This is a genomic window from Nocardia sichangensis, from assembly GCF_047200615.1.
Lineage (GTDB): Bacteria > Actinomycetota > Actinomycetes > Mycobacteriales > Mycobacteriaceae > Nocardia > Nocardia sichangensis.
Genome location: NZ_JBJZOK010000019.1, coordinates 128,362 through 150,324 on the forward strand (window position 1 = coordinate 128,362; position 21,963 = coordinate 150,324).

Annotated in this window: 22 protein-coding genes; 12 read left to right on the top strand and 10 right to left on the bottom strand. The window is 69.1% G+C overall.

What is annotated here, in order from left to right; translation table 11 throughout:
* Nucleotides 1-7: 7 nt before the first annotated feature.
* Nucleotides 8-457, top strand: a complete 450-nt coding sequence (locus ACL03I_RS25150) for a nitroreductase family deazaflavin-dependent oxidoreductase (RefSeq protein ID WP_397278443.1) — start codon at nucleotides 8-10, stop codon at nucleotides 455-457.
* Nucleotides 458-618: 161 nt separating this feature from the next.
* Here the strand turns inward: ACL03I_RS25150 and ACL03I_RS25155 are convergent, their stop codons facing one another.
* Nucleotides 619-1,818, bottom strand: a complete 1,200-nt coding sequence (locus ACL03I_RS25155; RefSeq protein ID WP_412807085.1) for a DUF885 domain-containing protein — start codon at nucleotides 1,816-1,818, stop codon at nucleotides 619-621.
* A 181-nt stretch (nucleotides 1,819-1,999) separates the two neighbouring features.
* Here ACL03I_RS25155 and coaA point away from each other — a divergent pair, with 181 nt between their 5' ends.
* Entirely contained in the window at nucleotides 2,000-2,932 is a 933-nt protein-coding gene (gene coaA / locus ACL03I_RS25160) for a type I pantothenate kinase (RefSeq protein WP_355078590.1), read from the top strand.
* A gap of 6 nt (nucleotides 2,933-2,938) precedes the next feature.
* On the opposite strand, the gene ACL03I_RS25165 is transcribed toward coaA, so the two are convergent.
* Nucleotides 2,939-3,529: a hypothetical protein gene (locus tag ACL03I_RS25165; RefSeq protein ID WP_412807086.1), complete on the bottom strand. Its 591-nt coding sequence runs from the start codon at nucleotides 3,527-3,529 to the stop codon at nucleotides 2,939-2,941.
* A 61-nt stretch (nucleotides 3,530-3,590) separates the two neighbouring features.
* On the bottom strand, nucleotides 3,591-4,370 hold the full coding sequence (locus tag ACL03I_RS25170; protein WP_355078588.1) for an isoprenyl transferase: 780 nt from the start codon (nucleotides 4,368-4,370) through the stop codon (nucleotides 3,591-3,593).
* Between the two features lie 181 nt (nucleotides 4,371-4,551).
* Between ACL03I_RS25170 and trhA the strand changes: the two genes are divergently transcribed.
* Together trhA and ACL03I_RS25180 are read left to right on the top strand one after the other, a co-directional pair.
* Nucleotides 4,552-5,277: a PAQR family membrane homeostasis protein TrhA gene (trhA, locus tag ACL03I_RS25175; protein WP_412807087.1), complete on the top strand. Its 726-nt coding sequence runs from the start codon at nucleotides 4,552-4,554 to the stop codon at nucleotides 5,275-5,277.
* A gap of 75 nt (nucleotides 5,278-5,352) precedes the next feature.
* The gene (locus tag ACL03I_RS25180; protein ID WP_355078587.1) at nucleotides 5,353-6,990 is read left to right on the top strand and encodes an adenylate/guanylate cyclase domain-containing protein; all 1,638 of its coding nucleotides are present in this window, start codon (nucleotides 5,353-5,355) and stop codon (nucleotides 6,988-6,990) included.
* Between the two features lie 360 nt (nucleotides 6,991-7,350).
* Here ACL03I_RS25180 and ACL03I_RS25185 read toward each other — a convergent pair whose 3' ends face one another.
* Nucleotides 7,351-9,402, bottom strand: coding sequence for a thioredoxin domain-containing protein (locus ACL03I_RS25185; RefSeq protein WP_412807088.1), 2,052 nt, complete (start codon nucleotides 9,400-9,402; stop codon nucleotides 7,351-7,353).
* Nucleotides 9,403-9,485: 83 nt separating this feature from the next.
* Between ACL03I_RS25185 and ACL03I_RS25190 the strand changes: the two genes are divergently transcribed.
* On the top strand, nucleotides 9,486-10,052 hold the full coding sequence (locus ACL03I_RS25190) for a GyrI-like domain-containing protein (protein WP_412807089.1): 567 nt from the start codon (nucleotides 9,486-9,488) through the stop codon (nucleotides 10,050-10,052).
* Here ACL03I_RS25190 and ACL03I_RS25195 read toward each other — a convergent pair.
* Both ACL03I_RS25195 and ACL03I_RS25200 read right to left on the bottom strand, forming a co-directional pair.
* Complete coding sequence (locus ACL03I_RS25195) at nucleotides 10,046-10,792, bottom strand: hypothetical protein (protein ID WP_412807090.1); 747 nt, start codon at nucleotides 10,790-10,792, stop codon at nucleotides 10,046-10,048. The two genes, ACL03I_RS25190 and ACL03I_RS25195, sit on opposite strands and share 7 nt — an antisense overlap.
* A gap of 495 nt (nucleotides 10,793-11,287) precedes the next feature.
* Complete coding sequence (locus tag ACL03I_RS25200; protein ID WP_355078583.1) at nucleotides 11,288-11,863, bottom strand: TIGR03086 family metal-binding protein; 576 nt, start codon at nucleotides 11,861-11,863, stop codon at nucleotides 11,288-11,290.
* Nucleotides 11,864-12,332: 469 nt separating this feature from the next.
* Here ACL03I_RS25200 and ACL03I_RS25205 point away from each other — a divergent pair, with 469 nt between their 5' ends.
* Complete coding sequence (locus ACL03I_RS25205; protein WP_412807091.1) at nucleotides 12,333-12,512, top strand: hypothetical protein; 180 nt, start codon at nucleotides 12,333-12,335, stop codon at nucleotides 12,510-12,512.
* Between the two features lie 38 nt (nucleotides 12,513-12,550).
* Nucleotides 12,551-12,682 carry a hypothetical protein gene (locus ACL03I_RS25210; protein ID WP_355078581.1) on the top strand — a complete coding sequence of 44 codons (132 nt, stop codon included), beginning with the start codon at nucleotides 12,551-12,553 and terminating at the stop codon, nucleotides 12,680-12,682.
* Here the strand turns inward: ACL03I_RS25210 and ACL03I_RS25215 are convergent.
* From ACL03I_RS25215 to mca, 3 genes are all read right to left on the bottom strand, one after another.
* The gene (locus tag ACL03I_RS25215; protein ID WP_412807092.1) at nucleotides 12,664-13,974 is read right to left on the bottom strand and encodes an FAD-binding oxidoreductase; all 1,311 of its coding nucleotides are present in this window, start codon (nucleotides 13,972-13,974) and stop codon (nucleotides 12,664-12,666) included. The two genes, ACL03I_RS25210 and ACL03I_RS25215, sit on opposite strands and share 19 nt — an antisense overlap.
* Nucleotides 13,975-14,128: 154 nt before the next feature.
* Nucleotides 14,129-14,407: a hypothetical protein gene (locus tag ACL03I_RS25220; RefSeq protein ID WP_356966784.1), complete on the bottom strand. Its 279-nt coding sequence runs from the start codon at nucleotides 14,405-14,407 to the stop codon at nucleotides 14,129-14,131.
* Nucleotides 14,404-15,288: a mycothiol conjugate amidase Mca gene (gene mca / locus ACL03I_RS25225; RefSeq protein ID WP_356966785.1), complete on the bottom strand. Its 885-nt coding sequence runs from the start codon at nucleotides 15,286-15,288 to the stop codon at nucleotides 14,404-14,406. Before mca ends, ACL03I_RS25220 begins: the two co-directional genes overlap by 4 nt.
* A gap of 102 nt (nucleotides 15,289-15,390) precedes the next feature.
* Here mca and ACL03I_RS25230 point away from each other — a divergent pair, with 102 nt between their 5' ends.
* Together ACL03I_RS25230 and greA are read left to right on the top strand one after the other, a co-directional pair.
* Nucleotides 15,391-15,855, top strand: a complete 465-nt coding sequence (locus tag ACL03I_RS25230; protein WP_355078578.1) for a DUF4307 domain-containing protein — start codon at nucleotides 15,391-15,393, stop codon at nucleotides 15,853-15,855.
* 297 nt (nucleotides 15,856-16,152) lie between these two features.
* A complete protein-coding gene (greA, locus tag ACL03I_RS25235; protein ID WP_028477722.1) occupies nucleotides 16,153-16,647 on the top strand; it encodes a transcription elongation factor GreA in 495 nt (164 codons plus the stop codon).
* Nucleotides 16,648-16,744: 97 nt separating this feature from the next.
* On the opposite strand, the gene ACL03I_RS25240 is transcribed toward greA, so the two are convergent.
* Nucleotides 16,745-17,887 (bottom strand): cystathionine gamma-synthase, encoded by a 1,143-nt coding sequence (locus tag ACL03I_RS25240; RefSeq protein WP_355078577.1) that lies wholly within the window; start codon nucleotides 17,885-17,887, stop codon nucleotides 16,745-16,747.
* Between the two features lie 229 nt (nucleotides 17,888-18,116).
* Between ACL03I_RS25240 and ACL03I_RS25245 the strand changes: the two genes are divergently transcribed.
* The 3 genes from ACL03I_RS25245 (at nucleotide 18,117) to ACL03I_RS25255 (ending at nucleotide 21,953) form a co-directional block, all read left to right on the top strand.
* Nucleotides 18,117-19,292, top strand: coding sequence for an acyl-CoA dehydrogenase family protein (locus ACL03I_RS25245; RefSeq protein ID WP_355078576.1), 1,176 nt, complete (start codon nucleotides 18,117-18,119; stop codon nucleotides 19,290-19,292).
* A 277-nt stretch (nucleotides 19,293-19,569) separates the two neighbouring features.
* Complete coding sequence (locus ACL03I_RS25250; RefSeq protein ID WP_412807093.1) at nucleotides 19,570-21,180, top strand: HD domain-containing phosphohydrolase; 1,611 nt, start codon at nucleotides 19,570-19,572, stop codon at nucleotides 21,178-21,180.
* Between the two features lie 293 nt (nucleotides 21,181-21,473).
* Nucleotides 21,474-21,953 carry a DUF4254 domain-containing protein gene (locus ACL03I_RS25255; protein WP_355078574.1) on the top strand — a complete coding sequence of 160 codons (480 nt, stop codon included), beginning with the start codon at nucleotides 21,474-21,476 and terminating at the stop codon, nucleotides 21,951-21,953.
* The last annotated feature ends 10 nt before the right edge of the window (nucleotides 21,954-21,963 follow it).

Here is a 21,963-nt window from a genome sequence, read left to right on the forward strand (position 1 = left end):
GACTGTCATGGCGGGACGAACACCGAGCGCCGCGGTACGCAAATTCCGGCGCGAACGCCTCATCGGCCGCTACCTGGTGAACCCGGCCGTCGGCCTGCTCGACCGGCTCGGCATCCGGTCGTCGCTGATCGCCGAACTGGAGACGGTCGGCGCGAGATCCGGTCAGCCCCGGCGGGTGCCGGTCACCGCGTCGATCGACGAGACCGGCGCGTGGCTGATCTCGCAGCACGGTTATCGGTCCGGCTGGGCCCGCAACATCGCCGCCGACCCGCACATCAGGCTGCGGCAGGGCACAGAGTGGCGCACCGGAACGGCCTCCTTCGTGCCCGAGGACGATGTGGTGGCTCGCTCGCGCACCTTCGCCAAGGGCCGCGTCTCGGCCGCCGTCGCCGAGCGAACGATGAAAGCGCTGGAGAGCGATCCGATCTCGGTGCGCATCACCTTCGCCGGAGCTTGACCGCGCACCGGAAATCCGCGACCGCTCGACAGACGCGGCGGCCGTGCGCGGACGATCGCGCCGAGGCCGCGACGTACGGCCGGGCCACCGGTTCGATTTCCGTGGTGAGAGTTCGCAGTATCTCCACGGGCGGACAGGGCTGCGCGGCGATCCGGTAGCCCTCACGCCGCCGCGCGTACCGCCCCGGGAGTGAGTGGTTCGTCGAGCAGCCTGCGGAAACGGTCGGCCCGTTCCTCGGCGTCGGCCGCGCGATCGAGCCAGCCGCCCAGCAACCGGTATCCCTCGACGTAGGTGGAGATGTAGGCCCGCCACAGCGGCGAGGACAGGAAGCGCAGCGACTGGCGCGCCCGCTCCGGCGTCGTCAGGCTCCAGGTCTGCAAGAACTCCGCCACCTCGTCGTGCGACCGGCCCCGGTCGTGCAGCAGCAGCGCGGCGTCCTGGCGCACGCTCAGCAGGTCTGCCGAGGCGTTCGAAAGGCGTTCGGCACGTTCGCCATCGAAGCGCAGCCCGAGATCCGCGTAGATCTCCTGCGCCCACTTGCCCCAGCCAGGGCCGACGATCGAACGCAACGCCAGATCGGCGAGCCCCTCAGCCATCAGGCACTGCGGCGTGTTCACCAGGAACAGCGTCTGCTCGGCCTGACCGGCGGCGACCAGCCCGGCTTCCTTGCGGCAGTGCTCGGTGTGGTGCCCCGGGTAGGACTCGTGCGCGATCAGCTGCGGCAGGTGCGCCATGTGCTGCTTCAGGTCGGAGTTGATCGCGACCCGGGAGTGGTAGTTGCCCAGGTAGTAGTTGAACCCGGACCAGGGCTTGTCGCCGACCACCTCGTAGGTGACGTGCTCGTGGTCGGGTAGCGGGTAGCGGGCGCGAACCAGCTCGCGCAACGCGCTGGAGAACGCCTCGACGCACACCGCCAACCGCTCCGGCGGGATCTCGTCGGCCTTGCGATGGGCGGCCACCCGCTCGGCCAGCGGACCGTCCCCGGCGAGCACCTCGTCCATCCGCCGGTGCGCGTCGCGGTAGTCGTCCACGTCACCGGGCGCGATGTCGACGTCGAAGTAGGCGCGCACCTCCTCGATGAAGCCGATGTCATCGCCCGCGAATTTCCGTCCGGAGCACTCCAGCGCGCGCAGGTGCACGTCGAGGAACTCGGCGCGCTCGGGCGCGAATCCGGCCTCCGGCACCGCGGCGCGCAACTCGGCGGCACGGCGAGCCAGCTCGCGCGGCTGCGGTGCGGGCGCGTTCCGCACCTCGCGGCGCAGCGCCGGATCACCGGTGTAGGCGTCGACGAATCCTTCCTCCAGCCGGTCGAAGGCGAGGCCGAGCCGCAGGTATTCGGTCACGAGCGGATGCGCTTCCATGCCAGCCGACATTAGCGGCTCACACCTGTGTCATCGAGTCGGTTACCAGCCGGTAGTGGTACCCCGCTCGGCCCACGATGCTGACGCAGAGCAGAATTCGCCTATGCGGCGACAGCTAGACCGAATCTCACCGGATCCGCACGGTAACCGTGCGTGTTTGCTGAAACGGAGTGTCGGGTAAATGGCACGAATGAGCGAGCCGAGTCCCTACGTGGAATTCGACCGGAAACAGTGGCGGACCCTGCGTAAATCGACTCCCCTGGTGCTCACCGAGGAAGAACTGATCGGCCTGCGCGGTCTCGGGGAACAGATCGATCTCGAAGAAGTCGCGGAGGTGTATCTCCCGCTCGCTCGTCTCATCCACCTGCAGGTGGCCGCCCGTCAGCGACTGTTCGCCGCGACCGCGACATTTCTCGGCGAAACCCATCCCGACCAGCAGGTACCGTTCGTGATCGGCGTCGCGGGCAGCGTCGCGGTCGGCAAGTCCACCACCGCGCGCGTACTGCAAGCGCTGCTGGCGCGCTGGGATCACCACCCGCGGGTCGACTTGGTCACCACCGACGGATTTCTCTATCCCACCGCGGAACTCACCCGGCGCGGCCTCATGCACCGCAAGGGTTTCCCGGAGAGTTACGACCGCCGCAGCCTGCTGCGATTCGTCACCGAGGTGAAATCCGGTGCGGCCGAAGTCTGCGCCCCGGTGTATTCGCACATCTCCTACGACATCGTGCCGAGCAAGCTGCACTGCGTGCGCCAACCCGACATTCTGATCGTGGAGGGGTTGAACGTGCTGCAGACCGGTCCGCGCCTGATGGTGTCGGACTTGTTCGACTTCTCGATCTACGTCGACGCGCGTATCGAAGACATCGAGAAGTGGTACGTGCGACGGTTTCTCACCTTGCGCAAGACCGCATTCGCCGACCCGAACGCGCATTTCCACCACTACTCCGGATTCACCGACGAGCAGGCGACCGCCGCCGCGCAGGAGATCTGGAACAACACCAACCGGCCGAATCTGGTGGAGAACATTCTGCCCACCCGCCCGCGCGCGACCCTGGTGCTGCGCAAGGACGCCGACCACAGCATCAATCGGCTGCGGCTACGGAAATTGTGATTCCGATTACAATTTCCACGCATCGTCGAGTCGCTGCGCGACATCGATATCGCGGACCGCGGCGATGTGCGGCTTACGGATCTCCGCGGAGATATAGCGGGCGACGAAACGCCTGATCTCGTGATCGACGCCGGCGAGGACGCGCAGCAGTTGCCCGCGCCGCGTGGCGGCGGCGACATCGATGTGCACGTCGGCAGGCCGCGGCTCCGCGATATCGATCACCACCCGCAGGGGCGCCGCCGTGCGTACCGTCAGGTGCAGGTGCACGGTGCCCTGTACGTGGAACCGGTGCCGGTCGACCGCCAGGTGCAGCAGCAGGTCGACCTCCAGCGGGATTATCAATTCGAACGCGATGGTCTCGTCGTCGCGACGGCTCAGCCTGGACGACCCGAGCCTGACCTGGGCGGTCACCTTGGCGAGTCGGCCGGGACCGACCCCGATAGGGCCGAAATCGAATGCGCTGCCGGTCAGCTGGTCGAACGCGCCCGCGATGCGCGCTTCGGAGGCGGCGTACTCCAGGAAGCGTCTACCGAAGTCCGCATAGCTGATCGAGTCGTCCGGTTCGCCCAGCGCGGGCCGGCGGTCGAACGAGCTCATGAGACCGGACGGTACGCGAGAAGAACGATACCGGAGCGGGATTCAGCGCACCGACATCGAGTCAGACGCCGAAACGGCGATGACGCGCGGCGAAGTCGCGCAGCGCCCGCAGGAAATCCACCCGGCGGAACTCCGGCCAGTACGCCTCGGTGAACCATATCTCCGAGTATGCGCTCTGCCACAGCAGGAACCCGGACAGCCGCTGCTCGCCGGAGGTGCGAATCACCAGGTCCGGGTCCGGTTGGCCGGAGGTGTAGAGGTGCTGGCCGATGGCGTTCACGGTGATCGACTGGACCAGGTCCTCGCCGGTCTCGCCCGCGGCGATCTCCTGGCGGACCAGCGAGCGCACCGCGTCGGTGATCTCCTGCCTGCCGCCGTAGCCGACCGCGACATTGACGTGCACTCCGTTGCGGCCGTCGGTGCGCTCGGCCGCGGTGCGCATCCGCTTGGCGATCAGTTCGGGGAAGCCGTCGAGCGAGCCGACGATGCGCACGCTCCAGTTCTGCTCCGGCGCCGACAGCTCCTCGACCACGTCGGTGATGACCTCGAACAGCGTCTCCAACTCATCGGGATCACGCTGGAGATTCTCGGTGGACAGCAGGTAGACGGTCACCATCTCGATGCCCTCGGCCGCACACCAGCCGACCAGCTCGGCGATCTTCAGCGCGCCGACCCGATGGCCGTGACTGACGTCGGTGAAACCGTTCTCCCGCGCCCACCGGCGATTGCCGTCACACATCACCGCGACGTGCCGGGGATGCTGCTTGCCGGCCAGCTGCCTGGACAGCCGGGCCTCGTAGATGCGATACGGCAGACCCCGCACCTGACTCGGAAGTTCCACGCGGGCAACCCTACGCCTCGGCGACACGAACGCGGCATCGACCGCGATACGCCGGTACAGTGGCCAGGAGCACGCAAGTTACGGTTGCGTAGGTTACTGACGGGTTCAACTACCTCGTCTGCACTCGGTCCGGCGTTGGGCCGCGGAAAGACTGCTCCGGCTGTTCCCTTAGGAGGTACTCGTGTCCGAATCGGTCGGCGCCGCCGATGCGGCAACGGTCACACCAGCCCCAGCCCCAGCCACGGCGGGCGAAGCGCTCGCCGAGGCGCTGGTCAAACCGCGCATGCGGGGCTGGATCCACACCTGGGCCGTCGGCGTCGCGGCGATCGCGGCCGTCGTGCTGATCGCCACCGCGGGCACGGTCTCGGCGACCGCGGGATGGTCGACGCTGATCTACGGGCTCACCGTGTGCGGGCTGTTCGGCGTCAGCGCGGTCTACCACCGGGTGACCTGGCCGACCGCCCGCGCTCGCATCCGGATGAAGCGAGCGGACCACTCGATGATCTTCCTGTTCATCGCGGGCAGCTACACCCCCTTCGCCCTGCTCGGCCTGCCCGGACGAACCGGGCAGACGCTGCTGGCCGTGGTCTGGGCGGGCGCGCTGGCCGGAGTGGCGCTCAAACTGCTGTGGCCCGGCGCTCCCCGCTGGGTCGGCGTTCCGCTCTATCTGTTGCTGGGCTGGGCCATCGTGCCGGTGGCCGGACAACTGAACGGCCAGATCGGCATCGCACCGCTGATTTTGTTGCTGATCGGCGGCCTGTTCTACAGCGGCGGCGCGATCCTCTACGCCACGAAATGGCCGAACCCGTGGCCGGGGGTTTTCGGGCACCACGAGTTCTTCCACGCGGCCACGGTGCTCGCGGCGTTGACCCACTACGCGGCGGTCTGGCTCGTCGTCCTGCGCTGAGCGCATAGAGTCGACCCGGAGGGCGGACGAGAGGGCGGCGCAGGCGATGGAACGGTCATCGAGATCGCGAGCCCTATGATCGCGAAGCTCGTCGTCTGGGCGCTCAAAGCGCGGGGTGGTCTGGCCGCTCTGGTCACCACGGCGAATCTCAGCGGCCTCGCGGTGATCGTCACCCAGCTGTGGCTGAACGGGTTCCTCGGCAGGCTGGGCACGGATTGGCTACGGGCACTGGCCTTCGTCGGCATCTATCCGGCGGCGGGATTCCTGGCGGGCATCGTCCTGGCGGTGCGCGACCGCAAGGTGTACTTCGGCTGGCTCGACGCCGGGCGCAAGCCCACGGAGGTGGAGGCGCGGCGCTTGCTGCACCTACCCGTCGCGATCAGCATGCGCGCGATCGCGCTGTGGATTCCGGGGGTGATCGTGGCGACCGCGGTCTTCGCGCGGCTGAGCCCGGACAACGACCCCGGCGTGACGGCGTCGCTGTTCACGATCGGCGCCTTCGAGTCGGCGGCGGTTACCTTCCTGATCGTGGACCGGTTGATCCGGCCGACGATCCCGGTGGTCGCCCGGGTGCTCGGCTGGACCATGCACTGGAGTTCCTCTGTGCTGGTGCGGGTCGTGCTGACCTGGGCGGTGGCGGCCGCGCTTCCGCTGCTCATGCTGATCGTCGTGCTGGCCGACCCGGTAGCGGCCGCGCCCGACCGGGTCCGCACCGCCATCTACCTGTCCGCGGTCGGCATCGGAGTGGGTGCGCTGGCCACGGCGTTCCTCGCCCGCGCGGTCGCCGCGCCGATGCGGGTCCTGCGTCGCGCGCTGGACCGCATCGCGCAAGGCGATCTCGGCGTCCGGGTGCCGATCGGCAGCACCAGTGAGATCGGCCGGTTGGAGCATTCGGTCAACGAACTGGCGGCGAACCTGCGCGAGCGCGAGCGGATGCGTGAGGTGTTCGGCAGGCACGTCGGGGCCGAGGTGGCCGAGCGCGCGCTGGCTCGCGGGGCGGATCTCACCGGCGACGTGCGTGAGGTGTCGGCGCTGTTCGTCGACGTGACCGGGTCGGTGGAGCTGTCCACCGGGTTGCCGCCGCAGGAGTTCGTGGCCAAGCTCAATCGGTTGCTCGCGATCGTCGTCGCGGCGACCGAGGAGAACAACGGACTGGTCAACAAGTTCGAGGGCGACGCGGCGCTGTGCGTCTTCGGAGCGCCGATCGCGTTGGGCGACAACGCGACTCCGGCACTGCGGGCGGCGCGCCGCATCCGGGACGAGGTGCTCGCCACCGGAGAACTCGACATCGGGATCGGCGTCGCGCGCGGCGGGGTCTTCGCGGGCGACGTCGGCTCCGACACCCGCCTGGAATTCACGGTGATCGGCGACGCCGTCAACGAGGCCGCCCGCCTCACCACGGCGGCCAAGGAGGTGCCGCGGCGAATCCTGGTGAGCCAAGCGGTGATCGAAGCCGCTACGGAACACGAGCGCGCCAAGTGGACGTTCTACGACACCATCGTGCTACGCGGCATGAAGAACCCCACGTTCTGCTGGACCGACATCGACACCTCCGGCGCCCGGCCCGAACACATCGAAACCCGCACCGATCAGCTGGACGGCCACGACCTGCCCGCCGACACCAACCCGGTCATCGAAATCCACACCGCCGCAGAGCCGCCCCGTGGCACCGAGTTGCCGGACGCCGAGTTCGACGCCCCGCCTCGGCGCTAGTCCACTCAGCTGGGTGAACAGCGAAGCACCCTCGGCACGGCGGTTCAGCGGCCGTCTCGATGGCGACATGACCGAACGCGCGTGCACCGACCGCATCGGGCCCGCTCGGTTGCGTTCGGCGGCACGAACGTCGTCGTGCGCCCACCTGACATCGTGTCGCGATGGTCTCGGCCGTCTCACAGCCGCGTGATCGAGCGCCTCAGCTCCGATCGTTGTCTCCTTCCCGCACCCACCGGGCCGCCGGTGCACCGCCCGGGCCGCCAGGGGCCGACCACATTTCCGGCCACGCCCTCCGTCGACGGGGCGTCCGACTCGAACCGTCTATCGCCAACCGGCCGATGGTGGCCGGAGGTGCTGTCGTCAGTTTCGCCGAAGCGCCATCAGGAGCTCGTCGGGCGTGGAGACCGGGAGGTCGCAGACGGAGCCGCGGCAGACGTACGCGGCCGCGGCGTTGCGGACCAAGGGCCGATCGGCCAGCAGCGGGACGGCGTTCGGGGCCCCGGCAAGGACGACGGAGCCGCCGGGTGCGGCCGCACGGGCCGCGGCGAGCAACTCGGTGGGCTGGGCCGCCGATTCGGCGGCGATGGCGACCTGCAGCGGGCCGTGCAAGGCCGCCTCCGCGACGGTGAGCCACTGGCCCGCCGAGCGCGGCGCGCGTGCCAGCACAATCGCGCCGCGCTCGAGGGTGCGGTCGGCCAGTTCCCGGTAGCGGGCGGCGCCTTCCGGGTCGCTCGCGGCCGCGGCGGTGAGCAGCGCTTCGGCCAGCGCGGAGGCGCCTGCGGGGGTGGCTCCGTCGATCGGGTCGCGGGGGCGGGCGACGAGGGTTTCGGCGTCGTCGGCGGTGTCGAACCAGCCGCCCGGCTGATCGGGGTCGGCGAAGTGTTCGATCGCGGTATCCAGCAGGCGTTGGGCGTCGTCCAGCCAGCCGAGGTCGCCGGTGGCCTGGTGCAGCGCTAGCAGGCCGGTGACCAGCCAGGCGTGGTCCTCCAGGATGGCGGGCGCCGCGCCGACGACGCCGCCGAGCGATGCACGTCGCAGCCGACCGTCCACCACGTGCTCGGCCAGCAGGAATCGCGCGCATCGGACGGCGGCGGCGGTCCACTCCGGTTCGTCCAGCGCGCCCGCGGCCTCGGCGAGCGCGGTGATCGCCATACCGTTCCATGCGGTGACCACTTTGTCGTCGCGTTCGGGTTGTGGGCGTCGATCGCGGGCGGCGATCAACGCGGCACGGACGTGTTCCAGCCGCGCGTGGTCCTCCGCCGTGGCGGGTTCGGCGTACCTGGTCGGCACCGAGGTGCACTGTTCGAAGTTTCCGGCGGTGGTGACGCCGAAGAACTCGGCCGCCCACGCCCCGTCGATCGGACCGAGCACGCCGGCCAGCTCGGCGGGCGTCCACACGTACGTCGCGCCTTCGACACCGGGCTTACCGGGCTCCAAGTGCGTGTCGGCGTCCAGCGCCGAGGCGAAACCGCCCTGCGGGGTCCCGAGGTCATCGAGGAGAAACCGCACGATTTCCCGGGTGACCCGGTGCGACAACGATTCCGGAAGCTCGGACCCGCTGCGGCGGGCGAGGTGCGCGTAGGCGCGTAACAGCTGCGCGTTGTCGTAGAGCATTTTCTCGAAGTGCGGCACCACCCATGCCGCGTCGACCGAATACCGCGCGAACCCGCCACGCAGCTGGTCGTAGATGCCGCCGCGCGCCATGGCCTCGGCGGTGCGGGCGACCACCTGGAACACCGCCGGGTCACCGGTCCGCTCCCAGTGCCGCAACAGTCCCTCGAGCAGCGCCGAGGGCGGGAATTTGGGAGCGCCGCCGAATCCGCCGTGCTCGGCGTCCTCGTCGCGCAGCACGGCGGCGACGGCATGGGCGAGCAGCTCCGGGGTGATCGTCAGGTCCGCGTCGGGCAGTCCCGCCGCTTGGTCGCGCAGCGCAGCAGCCACCTGCGCGGAGGCCTGATTCACTTCGTCGCGCCTGGTGCGCCAGGTCTCCGTCACCGCCGTGAGCAGCTGGGTGAAGGACGGCATGCCGCCGCGCGGGAGCTTCGGGTAGTAAGTGCCGCAGTAGAACGGTTCGCCGTCCGGCGTCAGGAAACAGGTCATCGGCCAGCCGCCTTGCCCCGTCATCGCGACCGTCGCATTCATGTAGACCGCGTCCAGGTCTGGTCGCTCCTCCCGGTCCACCTTCACGCAGACGAAGTTCTCGTTCATCTGATCGGCGGTGGCCTGGTCCTCGAACGACTCGTGCGCCATCACGTGGCACCAGTGACAGGACGCGTACCCCACCGACAGCAGAACGGGCACGTCCCGCTCCCGCGCTTCGGCCAGTGCCTCCGCATCCCACTCCCGCCAGTGCACCGGGTTGTCCGCATGCTGCCGCAGGTACGGGGACGTCGCCTCTCCGAGCCGGTTCATGGCTCCACCGTACGACCCTTCCCGCCGCCGTGTGGGTACGTCGTCCTTGACTCTCCCGCAGCGGGAGACGACACGGTCGAGGAATGAAAATCGATCTGGCCCGAACCGATGGCCACTACTACGGAGCGAGCACGCGACCTGTGGTCCGGACATTCAGCGCATACGACTACGTGACGGTCGAAGGAATCGGGGACCCTGACGGCCCGGTCTACGCGGCGGCGGTGCAAACGCTCTACCGGGCCGCGTACGGCGCGAAGAAGGCGGCGAAAGCCGCAGGGCAGGACTTCGTCGTGCCCAAACTCGAGGGCCTGTGGTGGGTCGATTCCGACGCTCCGCCACTGACGGTGCCACGCGACCAATGGCACTGGAAACTGCTGATTCGCATGCCGGAAGTGGTGACCGCCGACATGGTGACCGGCGCGTCCTTCGAACGACTCACCGAGGGCGAGGCGATCCAGGTCCTGCACCTGGGCCCGTACGCGACCGAGCCCGAGACCCTGGCTCGCATGGACGCCCTCATGGCGGCCGAGGGATGGGCGCACCACGGCCGCCACCACGAGATCTACTTGTCCGACCCGCGCCGGACACCGAACGAGAGGACGAAAACCATTCTGCGTCAACCGGTTCGCCGCACGCTCACGTCTCAGTAAGGAGCCGGCGCGCTCGGCTCGGCACGCCACGGCCCCGACGGGCCGGGGCCGAACGTCAGAGCCAGGTCGAGCAGATGCCGGTCCCACGAGCGGACCGCGAGGTCGGCCAGAACGCCGGAAACCGTGATGGTGTCGCGCCTGGCCGGCGCGGCAAGCGTCTGGTTGTCGCCGTGCTGGGGCTGCTCGCTCCAGACGGGTACGCCGAACGGGACCGGACTCGTCTCCAGCAACGACATCCACGTCCCGTCGGGCGCGCGCGTCACCGCCGTGAGCGCGTACGGCGCGAAAGGCACCTGCCAGCCTCCGGTCTCGAGCACCATGACTTCGCCGCGCTCGGCTGCCGCGAGCGCCATCTCCCCGAACCAGCGGGCGAAGGCGCTTCGCGCGTCCTCGCTCACCGCTGCTTTCGCGGTGGATTCGTCCACTCGGGTCAGCTCGACCGCGTCACCGGATACGCCACCTTGCGGGTCGCGGAAGCGGGCCGCCAAGAACAAGGTGCCGAACCTGCCGGTCGGATGCAGGTGCAACATACCCGCCTCCCGGAAACGTCTCTCTCCCACCGGTGTTCGCGCTATCCGGCCGATACCGGCACACCCGCGCACGACCTCCGGCTGGTGCACGCGCCAGTACGAAACCCCTTCGCCGTCCCGCCACAACGGCATGTGCTCGCCGATCATCGGCCCGAGCATCGTCGTTTCCATAACATCCCCAGGCGAGACCGCCGCCCCCACGTTCGTCATGCCGACGATGCTATCGGCAACAGAGACGCCGCCCGGAACAGCTACCGGCCGAGCCGGTGCTCTTCGGCGTCCATACATCTGCGTCCGCCGTCATCGGCCCAGAAGGTCACCGCCACCATCGGCCATACGCCGCCCGGCTTTCCGGTTCCATAGCAAATTGAGCTGCGCCGGTTGCACAGGACCGATTGCCGAACCGGGTGCGCAGGCAACGGATACTTCCGATACACGCGATCGGTTGCGGGTTCGAGTCACGTCCGGATCGTTTCGATCCGGTGGCTCAATTGGTAGAGCAGTCCACGGCAGGGTTTCCGGATCCACAGGGCTCGGTTCGCTCGAGCCGGTATACCCGTCGCCGCCCAGAACTCGGGCGCCCGAACTTCGCGCGGGAAGCGGCTGGGCATATCGTCTGCTTTCCGCGGAACTGCCTGCCGGAATAACTCGCCGAAAATATTCGGCACAGTTGAAGGTTTCGACACACCCGCCGAAAACGACGGACTACGTGCGCGCCAGTACCTCGCGTCCGACGTACGCCAACAGTCTGCGGTGTGCAGGTTCGTCGTCGGCGACCAGCACCTCGGGACCGAAAATGCCGGGTGCGCGGAAGGAATCGATGCCACCCGCGGCATGCATGGTGGCGAGCAATTCGCCACACAACCCGTCGTCGGCCAGATCCGGCCGATCGATGGCCACCGCGATATCCACCCCGTGCACGAGAATCTCGGTGAGATGCACCAGCGCGGCCGCGGGGCCGGGCAGTTCACCGAGCGAGATGCCCACCGTGCCGTCCAGCGCATCGGGCCGGTGCCAGGCCGCGCGGTCCACCTCGGCCGCCGCGGCGTACGCGCCCTGCGGATCACCGCCGAGCCAGTCGGATTCGTGGTCGGCGCCGGTATCCATGCCGCTCAGGGCCGCCGCGAAGATGTGCATACCGCCGACCGTGTGGTTGAGAACGGTGCGGACATCCCAGTCCCGGCACGGCGTCGGCGTCGTCAGATCCGCTCCTCCCACGGCGGCGACGATCGCTCCGGTCGCATCCAGTGCACGGTCGATCTGTCCGATCACGTTGTCCATGAGCTTCCTTCGGTCGAGCGGTTTGGCTGAATTGGTAACACAGGACACCGACAAGCGCGCGGCAATGCGAACTCCACCTTGCGTCGAGATAGTTGCCGACAGTGTGCTTCTCGTGACCGCGAAGGAAAATGCGCGGGCCGGACGGCCCCGCTCCCCTCGGTGGTGCGCCCGGTGCGCAGGCACTTCCAATGCTAATGGACAGGTTGCGGGTTCGAGTCCCGCCCGGACCCCATGGTCCGGTAGCTCAATGGCAGAGCGGTACGTTCCGTGGCCGAATTTCATCTCGGGCGCACTACCACCGAATTCGCGCACCCGCGAAGCGGACCGTCTCGCTCGGGCGAAGATTCGGCGCGTGTCCGGTGCGCAGGCGACGGTTACTTCGGGTTCAATTCCTGCCGAAACCATTTCGGTCGCTCGATACGGCGAGCAGCCCGTCGCCGCTTTTACTCGGCCATTCCGCTCCGAAAAAATGGGGTGCGGCAATTTTTTTCGTCTCGGGTACCGCTCTACGTGGAACCTGGCCGGATACCGCTACGGGCACGCCCTCAGCGGCACCCCGCACCGGCACGCCGTCGGCGGCCTGACCGACGTGGCGTTCCGGATGATCCGGCTGTTGGAGGCGGGACGCGACGCCGACTGGCCGTTCTGAACGGCGGCGGGGCCGAGATCGCCTCCCGACCTCGGCCCGTGGGTCCACCGGACCACCGGCACGCCTTCGGCGGCCTGACCGACGCGGAGCTCCGGACCATCGCGCTGCTGGCAGCGGGACGCGACCCCGACTGGCCGTTCTGCTCCGCGGCCTACCCGAACACCGGATAGTTGGCCCGGATGACGCCGTGCGGGTCGCGGGCGCGCTTGATCTCGCGCAGCCGGTTCAGCGTCGCGGCGTCGAAAGCGGCGTCGGCCGTCTCGCCGGGCGTGAGGAAGGTATACGGCTTGTGGCCGCTGATCTGCCCGCTCACCGCGCCGACGATGGCGGTGCGCCGCGCCTCGACCGCATCGCGCAGGTGCGGCAGCCCGAGACCAAGGCAGTAGAGCAGGTACGGCTCCGCGATCGGGCCGCGCGCGCCACCATCGGGCCGGGCTTCGGCCAGGGCGCCGCCCAGGTGCCGGATCTGCACATTGGCCAGCGGGGCGACCGGTTCCTCGATCAGGGTCTTGACCACGGCGTCGCCGAGATCGGTGAGCTGCTCCGCACGGGACAGCGACGGGCTCGGGTCCGTGGGTTCGGCGGTGACCGCGCCGATGTCGGCGGCCCCGAACACGCCGCGCTTGTCGAGAATGAGATCTCCGATGGCGTCCAGCGCGGTCAGCAGCGTCCGTCCACGATCAGGATCACCCAGATACACCGCGTCCACGCCGACCATCGGCGGTGCGTCCGGGATCTGCAAACGCTGGAACCACACCGACAGTTCGTGCGGAGCCGCCGCGGTGATCTCCTGGAATGCGTCGAACACCTCGCGAATCCGCGTTTGCGGCCACAGCATGCGGCCGCCGAACAGCTCCGGCGCGGGAAACAGATCGAACTCGAGCGCCGTCACGACGGCGAAGTCGCCGCCACCGCCGCGCAACGCCCAGAACAGGTCCGGATCGTCCTCGGCCGTGACCCGGCGCGCAGCGCCCTCCGCGTCGACGATCTCGAACGCGCGCACCGCGTCGGCGGCCCAGCCGTGCTTGCGGCCGAACCAGCTCATGCCGCCGCCGAGGGTGTAGCCGGTCACGCCGACGACCGGATTGCTGCCCGCGAGCCCGGTCAGCCCGTGCCTGGCCGCGGCCGCCTGCACCCGACCCCACGACACTCCGGCGCCCACGCGCGCCACCCGACGCCGGGGATCGATCTCGATGCCGTCCAAATACCCGGTGCGCAGCAGGATCGCCTCGGGCACGCCACCGGACGCGCCGTGTCCGGTCGGTTGGGTGACCACCGGCACGCCCGCGCGGCCCGCGTACCGGACCACGGCCGCGACGTGACCGGCGTCTCCGGCCCGCACCACGGCGGCCACCGGCTGGTCGACGGTCGTCGTCCAGGGCCGCGCCGCGGTTTCGAAGCCCTCGTCACCGGCGGCCAGCACGCGGCCGGGCAGCGTGGCCCGCAGTTCGTCGAATGTCATTGATCGTCCTGACTCTCAGCGTTCGGAAGCAGACGCGCGCGGGAACCGGGGTGTCGGCTTTCGACGAAAGGCCGTGGTTCGCGCCGCGACTACCTCATTGACGAAAGAGAGCGCGGAAAGGTAACAACGAGCAGGTCAGCGAGGGTTTCGCCGCTCAGCCGGATTCGGCTCGCCCTTCGGGGTCGGCGCCCTTCGATTCCTCGGCACGGCGGGTGATGCCGTGCTCGGTGCCCTCGTCGGCCTCCTGGTCCGGTTCCGGGTGCTCGGGCTCGAAGGTCGCAGGCAGGCCCTTGATGTGCCGGTTCATCGACCGGACCAGCAGGAAGGTGCCCGCGAGCAGAATCAGGATGATGACCAGGCCGAGCGGCGACGCCTTGCCGAACTCGGGGCCGGTCGGCGTTCCGGGTGTCTGGGCGAGCAGGACGAACGTCACGACCGCTCGTCCTCGATGCCCGCGAACAGGTCGGTCTCCGGCAGCTCGGTGCGCACGCGAGTCTTGGCCAGCTCGAACTCCTCGGTCGGCCACAACCGCTGCTGCATCTCCATCGGAATGGCGAAGAACGCGCCGTTCGGATCGATCTGCGTCGCGTGCGCGCGCAAGGCGTCGTCGCGCTGCGGGAAGTACTTGGCGCAGTCGATCTGGGTGGTGATCCTGGCGAACATGTCACCGCGCTCGGCGGCGTACTTGCGCATCCGGTCCAGCCACTCCTGCAGCGGGAACGGTTCGCCGAGGCGCTCGTACTCCGCGGCGAAGATCTCCATCCGCTTCATGCTGAAGCCGTGGTCGTAGTACAGCTTGAGCGGCGTCCACGGCTCGCCCGCGCCGGGAAAGCGCTCGGGGTCGCCCGCCGCCTCGAACGCCGCCATCGACACCTCGTGGCAGCGGATGTGGTCGGGGTGCGGGTAGCCGCCGGTCTCGTCGTAGGTGGTCATCACGTGCGGCTTGAACTCGCGCACCACGCGCACCAGGGCCTCGGTGGCCTCCTCCAGCGGAACCAGCGCGAAGCTGCCCTCGGGCAGCGGCGGCAGGGGGTCGCCCTCGGGCAGGCCCGAGTCGACGAAACCGAGCCAGTGCTGGCGCACGCCGAGCGCACGGGCCGCGGCGGCCATCTCCTCACGGCGGATCTCGTGGATCCGCTCCAGGACGCCGGGCGTGTCCATGGCCGGGTTCAGGATGCTTCCACGCTCTCCGCCGGTCAGCGTCACGACGAGGACGTCGTGTCCTTCGTCGGCGTAACGGGCGGTCGTCGCGGCACCCTTGCTGGATTCGTCGTCTGGGTGGGCGTGCACCGCCATGAGGCGAAGGCCACTCACGTCTCGTTCTCCGTCGCTCTCGGTCGCGGGTGTCGGGGCTTCGTTACCTATAGTTCCATTCGACCCACATTTGTTCCGACGTACCCCCCGGGAGCGACCACGATGAGCCAGCCCGCGCCGGAGAGCGGCGGCGACGCGAAGGCGGCGTCTCCTGGCGGACCCCCGCCCGACCGCTACGGCACCGGGCCACGCAAGCCGCGCCGCTGGATCGTGCCGGTGCTCGGCGTGCTGGTGGTGCTCGCGGGACTCGGCGTGGCCTACCTGGGCTATCAGAAGTACGGGCCGGAGGACATCGAGGCCGAGCAGCTCGGCTACGTCGTCGTTGACGACTCGACCATGACCATCCACCTCAAGGTCACCCGGGCCGACCCGCAGCAGCCGGTGGTGTGTTTCGTCCGCGCGATGGCTCGCGACGGCTCCGAACTCGGCCGCAGGGAAGTGCTGATCGAGCCGTCGAGCAGCGGGACGGTCGAGTTGACCACCGTCGTGCGCTCGTCCGCGCGTCCCGTGTCGGGCAGCGTGTACGCGTGCAGCGATCGGGTACCCAGCTATCTGCGAGTTGGCTGATTTCCGCGCATAAACCGGCGATTTGCCCGCGAAATTAACTCCGACCTGCACATTTGTGAATCATGCTAAAATGGCGTGATACACGGTTCCGGAGCTCGGAGCCGTGTTTGCTGCATTGGCGGCCAGCGCTGAGGGTTCGGGCTTGCGATTTCGCCCGTGACCGGGGCCTGTCGGGGTTCGATGAACTTCCCAGGATCGCTCTAGCCGTCGACTGGCGCGTGCCCGCTTCCGGGTGGGCACACGCCGGTGCTCAGGGAATCCCGGCCTGCCGGGAACAACTACTAGGGAGTGATCGAGATGACTGAGACGCAAGTGACCTGGCTGACCCCGGAGTCGCACGACAGGCTCAAGAGCGAACTCGACGCGCTCATCGCCAATCGTCCGGTCATCGCCGCCGAGATCAACGAACGCCGGGAAGAGGGCGACCTCAAGGAGAACGGCGGGTACCACGCCGCGCGCGAGGAGCAGGGTCAGCAGGAGGCGCGCATTCGCCAGCTGCAAGAGCTGCTGAACAACGCCAAGGTCGGCGTCGCACCGACCAAGTCCGGCGTGGCGCTTCCCGGGTCGGTCGTCAAGGTCTACTACGACGGCGACGAGACGGACACCGAAACCTTCCTGATCGCCACCCGCGAGGAGGGTCTCCGCGATTCCAAGCTGGAGACGTACTCGCCGAACTCGCCCCTCGGCGGCGCGCTCATCGACGCCAAGGTGGGCGAGACCAGGGAATACACGCTGCCCAATGGGAACACGATGAAGGTCACCCTGCTCAGCGCCGAGCCCTACCACAGCTGACGCTCTCGGTCGCGCCGCCACGGCAGGCCGATACCCCCGCGGACACGAGCGGCCGCGCCCGATCATCGGGTGCGGCCGCTTCCTCATGTCCGTGAACCTAGCTCAATGCCTGCTCGATGTCCGCAAGCAGGTCGCTGACATCCTCGATGCCGACCGAAAGCCGCACCAAGTCCGCGGGCACCTCCAGCTCGGAACCTTCGGTGGAGGCGTGCGTCATCGCGGCCGGATGCTCGATCAGCGACTCGACACCGCCCAGGGACTCGGCGAGGGTGAAGACCTCGGTCCGCGCGCAGAATTTCCGCGCGGCTTCGACGTCACCATTGAGGCGCACCGAGATCATCCCGCCGAAGCGCCGCATCTGCTTCGCCGCGACGGCATGGCCCGGGTGCTCCGGCAGGCCGGGGTAGATCACATGCGAGATCGACGGGTGCCCGGACAGGAACTCCGCGATGGTCTCGGCGTTGTCGCAGTGCCGATCCATCCGCAGGGCGAGGGTCTTGGTGCCGCGCAGCGTGAGGAACGCGTCGAACGGGCCGGGCACCGCGCCCGCGCCGTTCTGCAGGAACGCGAACGCCGCGTCGAGTTCCGGATCGTCGGTGATCAGCGCGCCGCCGATGACGTCGGAGTGGCCGCCGAGGTACTTGGTGGTGGAGTGCACCACGATGTCGGCGCCGAGCAGCAGCGGCTGCTGCAGGTAGGGCGTCGCGAAGGTGTTGTCGACGACCAGTTTCGCGCCCGCCGCGTGCGCGACGTCGGCCAGCGCGGGGATGTCGCCGATGCTCAGCAGGGGGTTGGTCGGGGTTTCGATCCACACCAGCTTGGTGTTCGGCCGGATCGCGGCGCGCATCTCGTCCACGTTGAACACGTGCGCGGGCGAGTGCTCGATCCCCCACTGGCTGAAGACCTTGTCGATCAGCCGGAAGGTGCCGCCGTAGGCGTCGTCGGGGATCACGATGTGATCACCCGGACGCAACGTGGCCCGCAGCGCACAGTCGGTCGCGGCCATGCCGGACGCGAACGCCCGGCCGTAGCGGCCCGATTCCAGCGCGGCGAGGTTCGCTTCCAGTACCGACCGCGTCGGGTTGCCGGTGCGGGCGTATTCGAAACCGCCGCGCAACCCGCCCACGCCGTCCTGGGCGAACGTCGAACTCGCGTAGATGGGCACATTCACCGCGCCGGTCTGCGGATCGGGTTCATACCCGGCGTGCACGGCCCGTGTGGAGAATCCCAGCTCGCTCATGGGGCTCAGCCTAATCGGGGCGATTCCCGGGCAACTTCCCGGTGTAGGCATATCGCCGCTGCGTACGCAGGCGAAACGGACGAATCCGCACAACGGCGTTGGCATAGCGGGACAGCGCCCCTCGATCCGATCGAATTACACCGACGTCACCACCAGCACGGAAATCTTGCACCGAAGCAAGGGGCGTGAGTTCGGTCTCACTATTTCGCCGCCCCTTTAGGCTGAGTCCATGGTCACTGTGGAAGAACTGTTCGCCACCGACACGCTGCTGTCCGACGACGAGCGCGAGATCCGGGACACCGTCGCGAGCTTCGCGACGCAGCGACTGCGCCCGCACGTCGCGGAGTGGTTCGAGGCGGGCACCTTCCCGGCCCGCGAGCTCGCCCCTGAGCTGGGCGCGCTGGGACTGCTCGGCATGCACCTGGAGGGGTACGGCTGCGCGGGCATGTCGGCCACCACCTACGGTCTGGCCTGCCAGGAGCTGGAGGCGGTGGACTCCGGCATCCGCAGCATGGTCTCGGTCCAGGGGTCGCTGGCGATGACCGCCATCCACGAATTCGGCTCCGAGGAACAGAAACAGCAGTGGCTGCCGGAGCTGGCCGCCGGCCGCGCGCTCGGCTGTTTCGGGTTGACCGAGCCGGACTTCGGTTCGAATCCGGGCGGCATGCGCACCCGGGCGAAGCGCGACGGCTCCGATTGGGTGCTGAGCGGCTCGAAGATGTGGATCACCAACGGCTCGGTGAGCGATGTCGCGGTGGTCTGGGCGCAGACCGAGGACGAAGGCAGGCAGGTGATCCGCGGATTCCTGGTCCCGGCCGGGACGCCCGGGTTCACGACGCGGGAGATGCACCGCAAGCTGTCGCTGCGCGCGTCGGTCACCGCGGAACTGGACCTGGACGAGGTTCGCCTGCCCGCGGACGCGGTGCTGCCGGGGTCGAGGGGACTGGCCGCGCCGCTGGCCTGCCTGAGCGAGGCGCGCTTCGGCATCGTCTTCGGCGCGCTCGGCGCGGCGCGCGAGTGCCTGGCGGCCACCATCGAGTACGCCAGGACCCGCGAGGTGTTCGACAAGCCGCTGGCCGCCTACCAGCTCACCCAGGCCAAGCTGGCCGACATGGCGCTGGAGTTCGGCAAGGGCCAGCTGCTCGCGCTGCACATCGGACGGCTGAAGGACCGCGGCGCGGTCACGCCGGAGCAGGTGAGCGCGGGCAAGCTGAACAGCACGCGCGAGGCCATCGCGATCGCCCGCGAGTGCCGAACCATCTTGGGCGCCAACGGCATCACGCTCGACTACCCGGTCTTGCGCCATGCGAACAATCTGGAGTCGGTGCTCACCTACGAGGGCACCGCGGAGGTACACCAGCTCGTGCTGGGCCGGGCGTTGACCGACGCGAACGCTTTCCGCTGACGAGCCGTTCGGCGGCGGAGCCGCGTAGCGACCGCGCGCTCCGCTGATCCGCCCCGTCCCGGCGTGATGCCGCCGGGCGTGGTGCGGAACGCGGCGAAAAGGGTGCGGATGGATTGCCGGATGCCGTTCGCCGACGGCATCCGGGCGAATCCGCCCTTTCCGCGCCGGACCACCGTTCTGTAGCCGATCGGACGCCGACTCGGTCACGACGCGGATCACGATCTCCGAGAACGGATTCGGGTCTGCGCGAGCCGCGTATGGACACTACTGTCGGTGCATGTCGTCGATCCGCGCCGCCGAGATTTTCGCGGCACTGTCGCTGACCACCGATCTCGCCGCCGGTATGCCGTTCGAGAAGGGGCTGGCCACCTGCCTGGTCGCCACCGACCTGGCCGCGCGGATCGGGCTGCCGGAAGCCGATCGCCGCGCGGTCTTCCATGCCGCCCTGCTCGTCGATCTCGGATGTACCGGCCGCGCCTCGGAGAACGCGCAGGCGTATGCCGACGACATCGCCTTCCAGCGCGCCTGCCACGTGCTGGATCCGGGCGATTCCGCCGTCTTCACCGAGCAACTGCGCCGATTCGGCGGCTGGGCGCCCGCCGCCCAATCGGCGCTGCGCAATCGGTTCGTCGCCCGGTTGCGGTCCGGCGCCACGCAGGCGCTGCGCTCGTCGAGCGAGGTCGTCGAGGCGCTCGGATCGCACCTGGGTCTGCCGGATGCCTCGGTCCGCGCCCTGACCGAGGTGGAGGAACGCTGGGACGGACTGGGTGCGCCGAACCGGCTGCGCGGGGAATCCATTTCGATCGCGGGCCGCGTTCTGCACGTGGCCGAACAGGCGGTGCTCGCGCTCGACGCGGTCGGCGATGAACTCGCGACCGTCTCGGGCCACGGCAACGCGCATCCGGCCGCCCCGCACGACAGAACACGCTCCGCTCTGGGCACTGTGGCGAGACGGCAGGGCGTCGTTCTCGACGAGTTGCGGCGCCGGGCCGGCGGCCATCTCGACCCCGACCTGGTGGCCGTCTGCGATGCCGATGCCATCCGCGCGGTGCTCGACGTTCCCGACCTGCTGGCCGCCGTCCTCGCCGCGGAACCGGGGACGCGGTCTTCGATTCCGTCCGCCGAACTCGACCGGCCCGGTCTGGCGCTGGCCATGATCGTCGACTTGAAAGGCCGTTATCTGCTGGGGCATTCGGCGCACGTGGCCGGGCTCGCCGATGCCGCGGCCGTCCGGATGGGCGTGCCCGCCAACGAAAGAGCGGCACTACGCGCCGCCGCCCTGCTGCACGATCTCGGCCGGGTCGCGGTGTCGAGCGCGGTCTGGGACCGTCGCGGCCCGCTGGGACCCTGGGACTGGAAACGCGTTCGGCTGCAGAGTCTTCGGACCGAGCGCATCCTGCGCCGCTGCCCCGGGCTGGCGGCGCTGGCCGATCTCGCGGCGGGTCACCACGAACGACTCGACGGCAGCGGCTACCCGCGGGGCAAGCGCGACCTTCCACCCGGTGCTCGATTGCTCGCGGCCGCCGATGTTTTCGCGGCCTGCGCCGAAGCGCGGCCCTATCGCCCCGCCGCCCGGCCCGAGGAAGCCGCTGCCCAACTGGCGGCCGAGGTCGCGGCGGGCCGACTGGACGGCGATGCCTGTGCCGCCGTCGTCCGTGCCGCCGCGGACGACACCACCATCCCCGCTGTCCACGGCCTGTCCGAGGCCGAGACCGACATCCTCCGGCTGAGGGCCCGCGGCCGCTGCGGCCGGGAGATCGCCGCGGAACTGCTGTTGCCCGAGCGCGCCGTCACCCACCATCTGGCCGAAATCCGCTCCAAGACCGGCCGCCACACCCGGGCGGGCGCGGCCGTCTTCGCGATGACCCACCAGATCCTCCCCGGCTGAATCGCTCGCGCACGGATACGTCCGCGCACCCGCGACGACCTGTGCTGAGCTGCGCCGGGCCCGCGAAACCGCACCTCACAGGCGTGTGCGGGCGGAAGCTAGCGCATTGTTACGTCTTGTCATTCAAGTGCCATGTGGGTGTCACCGGTAGGCCAGCGAAAGCGCGCATCCTTTAGAGGGACCCGGCATTGGGGCGATGCCTCCACCACCACACCATCGGAGGTGCACGATGCACAGCTTGTCGATCGACCGCGGCGTACGGCGGTCCGTTCCGAATGCACTGGGAGCCTGCCATGTTCGTGCGTGACCATCTGCCACGACGCTCGCACGGCGTCGTACGGCCGCTGCCGGATCAGCGCGAACTGGTCGCCGCCTTCGGCGGGCACCCGAGCGAGTCGGGCGAAGACCACCCCCTGGTCGGCTGGGCCAGGACGCTGGCAGCGCTGCACCGGCAGCGCCACTCCGATCCGCTGGCCGCCGCTGGAATAGATTGCCGCCGCGCCGAACTGGTGGCCACGATCGATGCGTGGGTGGTCGACCGACTGCCCCGAAGGCGTGCGACCGACCATTTGCGCAGCGAATCCATCGGCGCCACGGTCGACCGCATGGCCGCCGCCCACGTCCACGCCAGCCATCTGCTGCACACCGCCGAGAAAGTGTCCGACACCCGGGTGCACGCAGCCTGGTACCGACTGGCGCTGCTGGCCGACGAATGGACCGACCTGATCACCGGCGGCGTCCGCGAAACGGTCCGCGGCAGGAGACCGGCATAGGCGTTCGGCC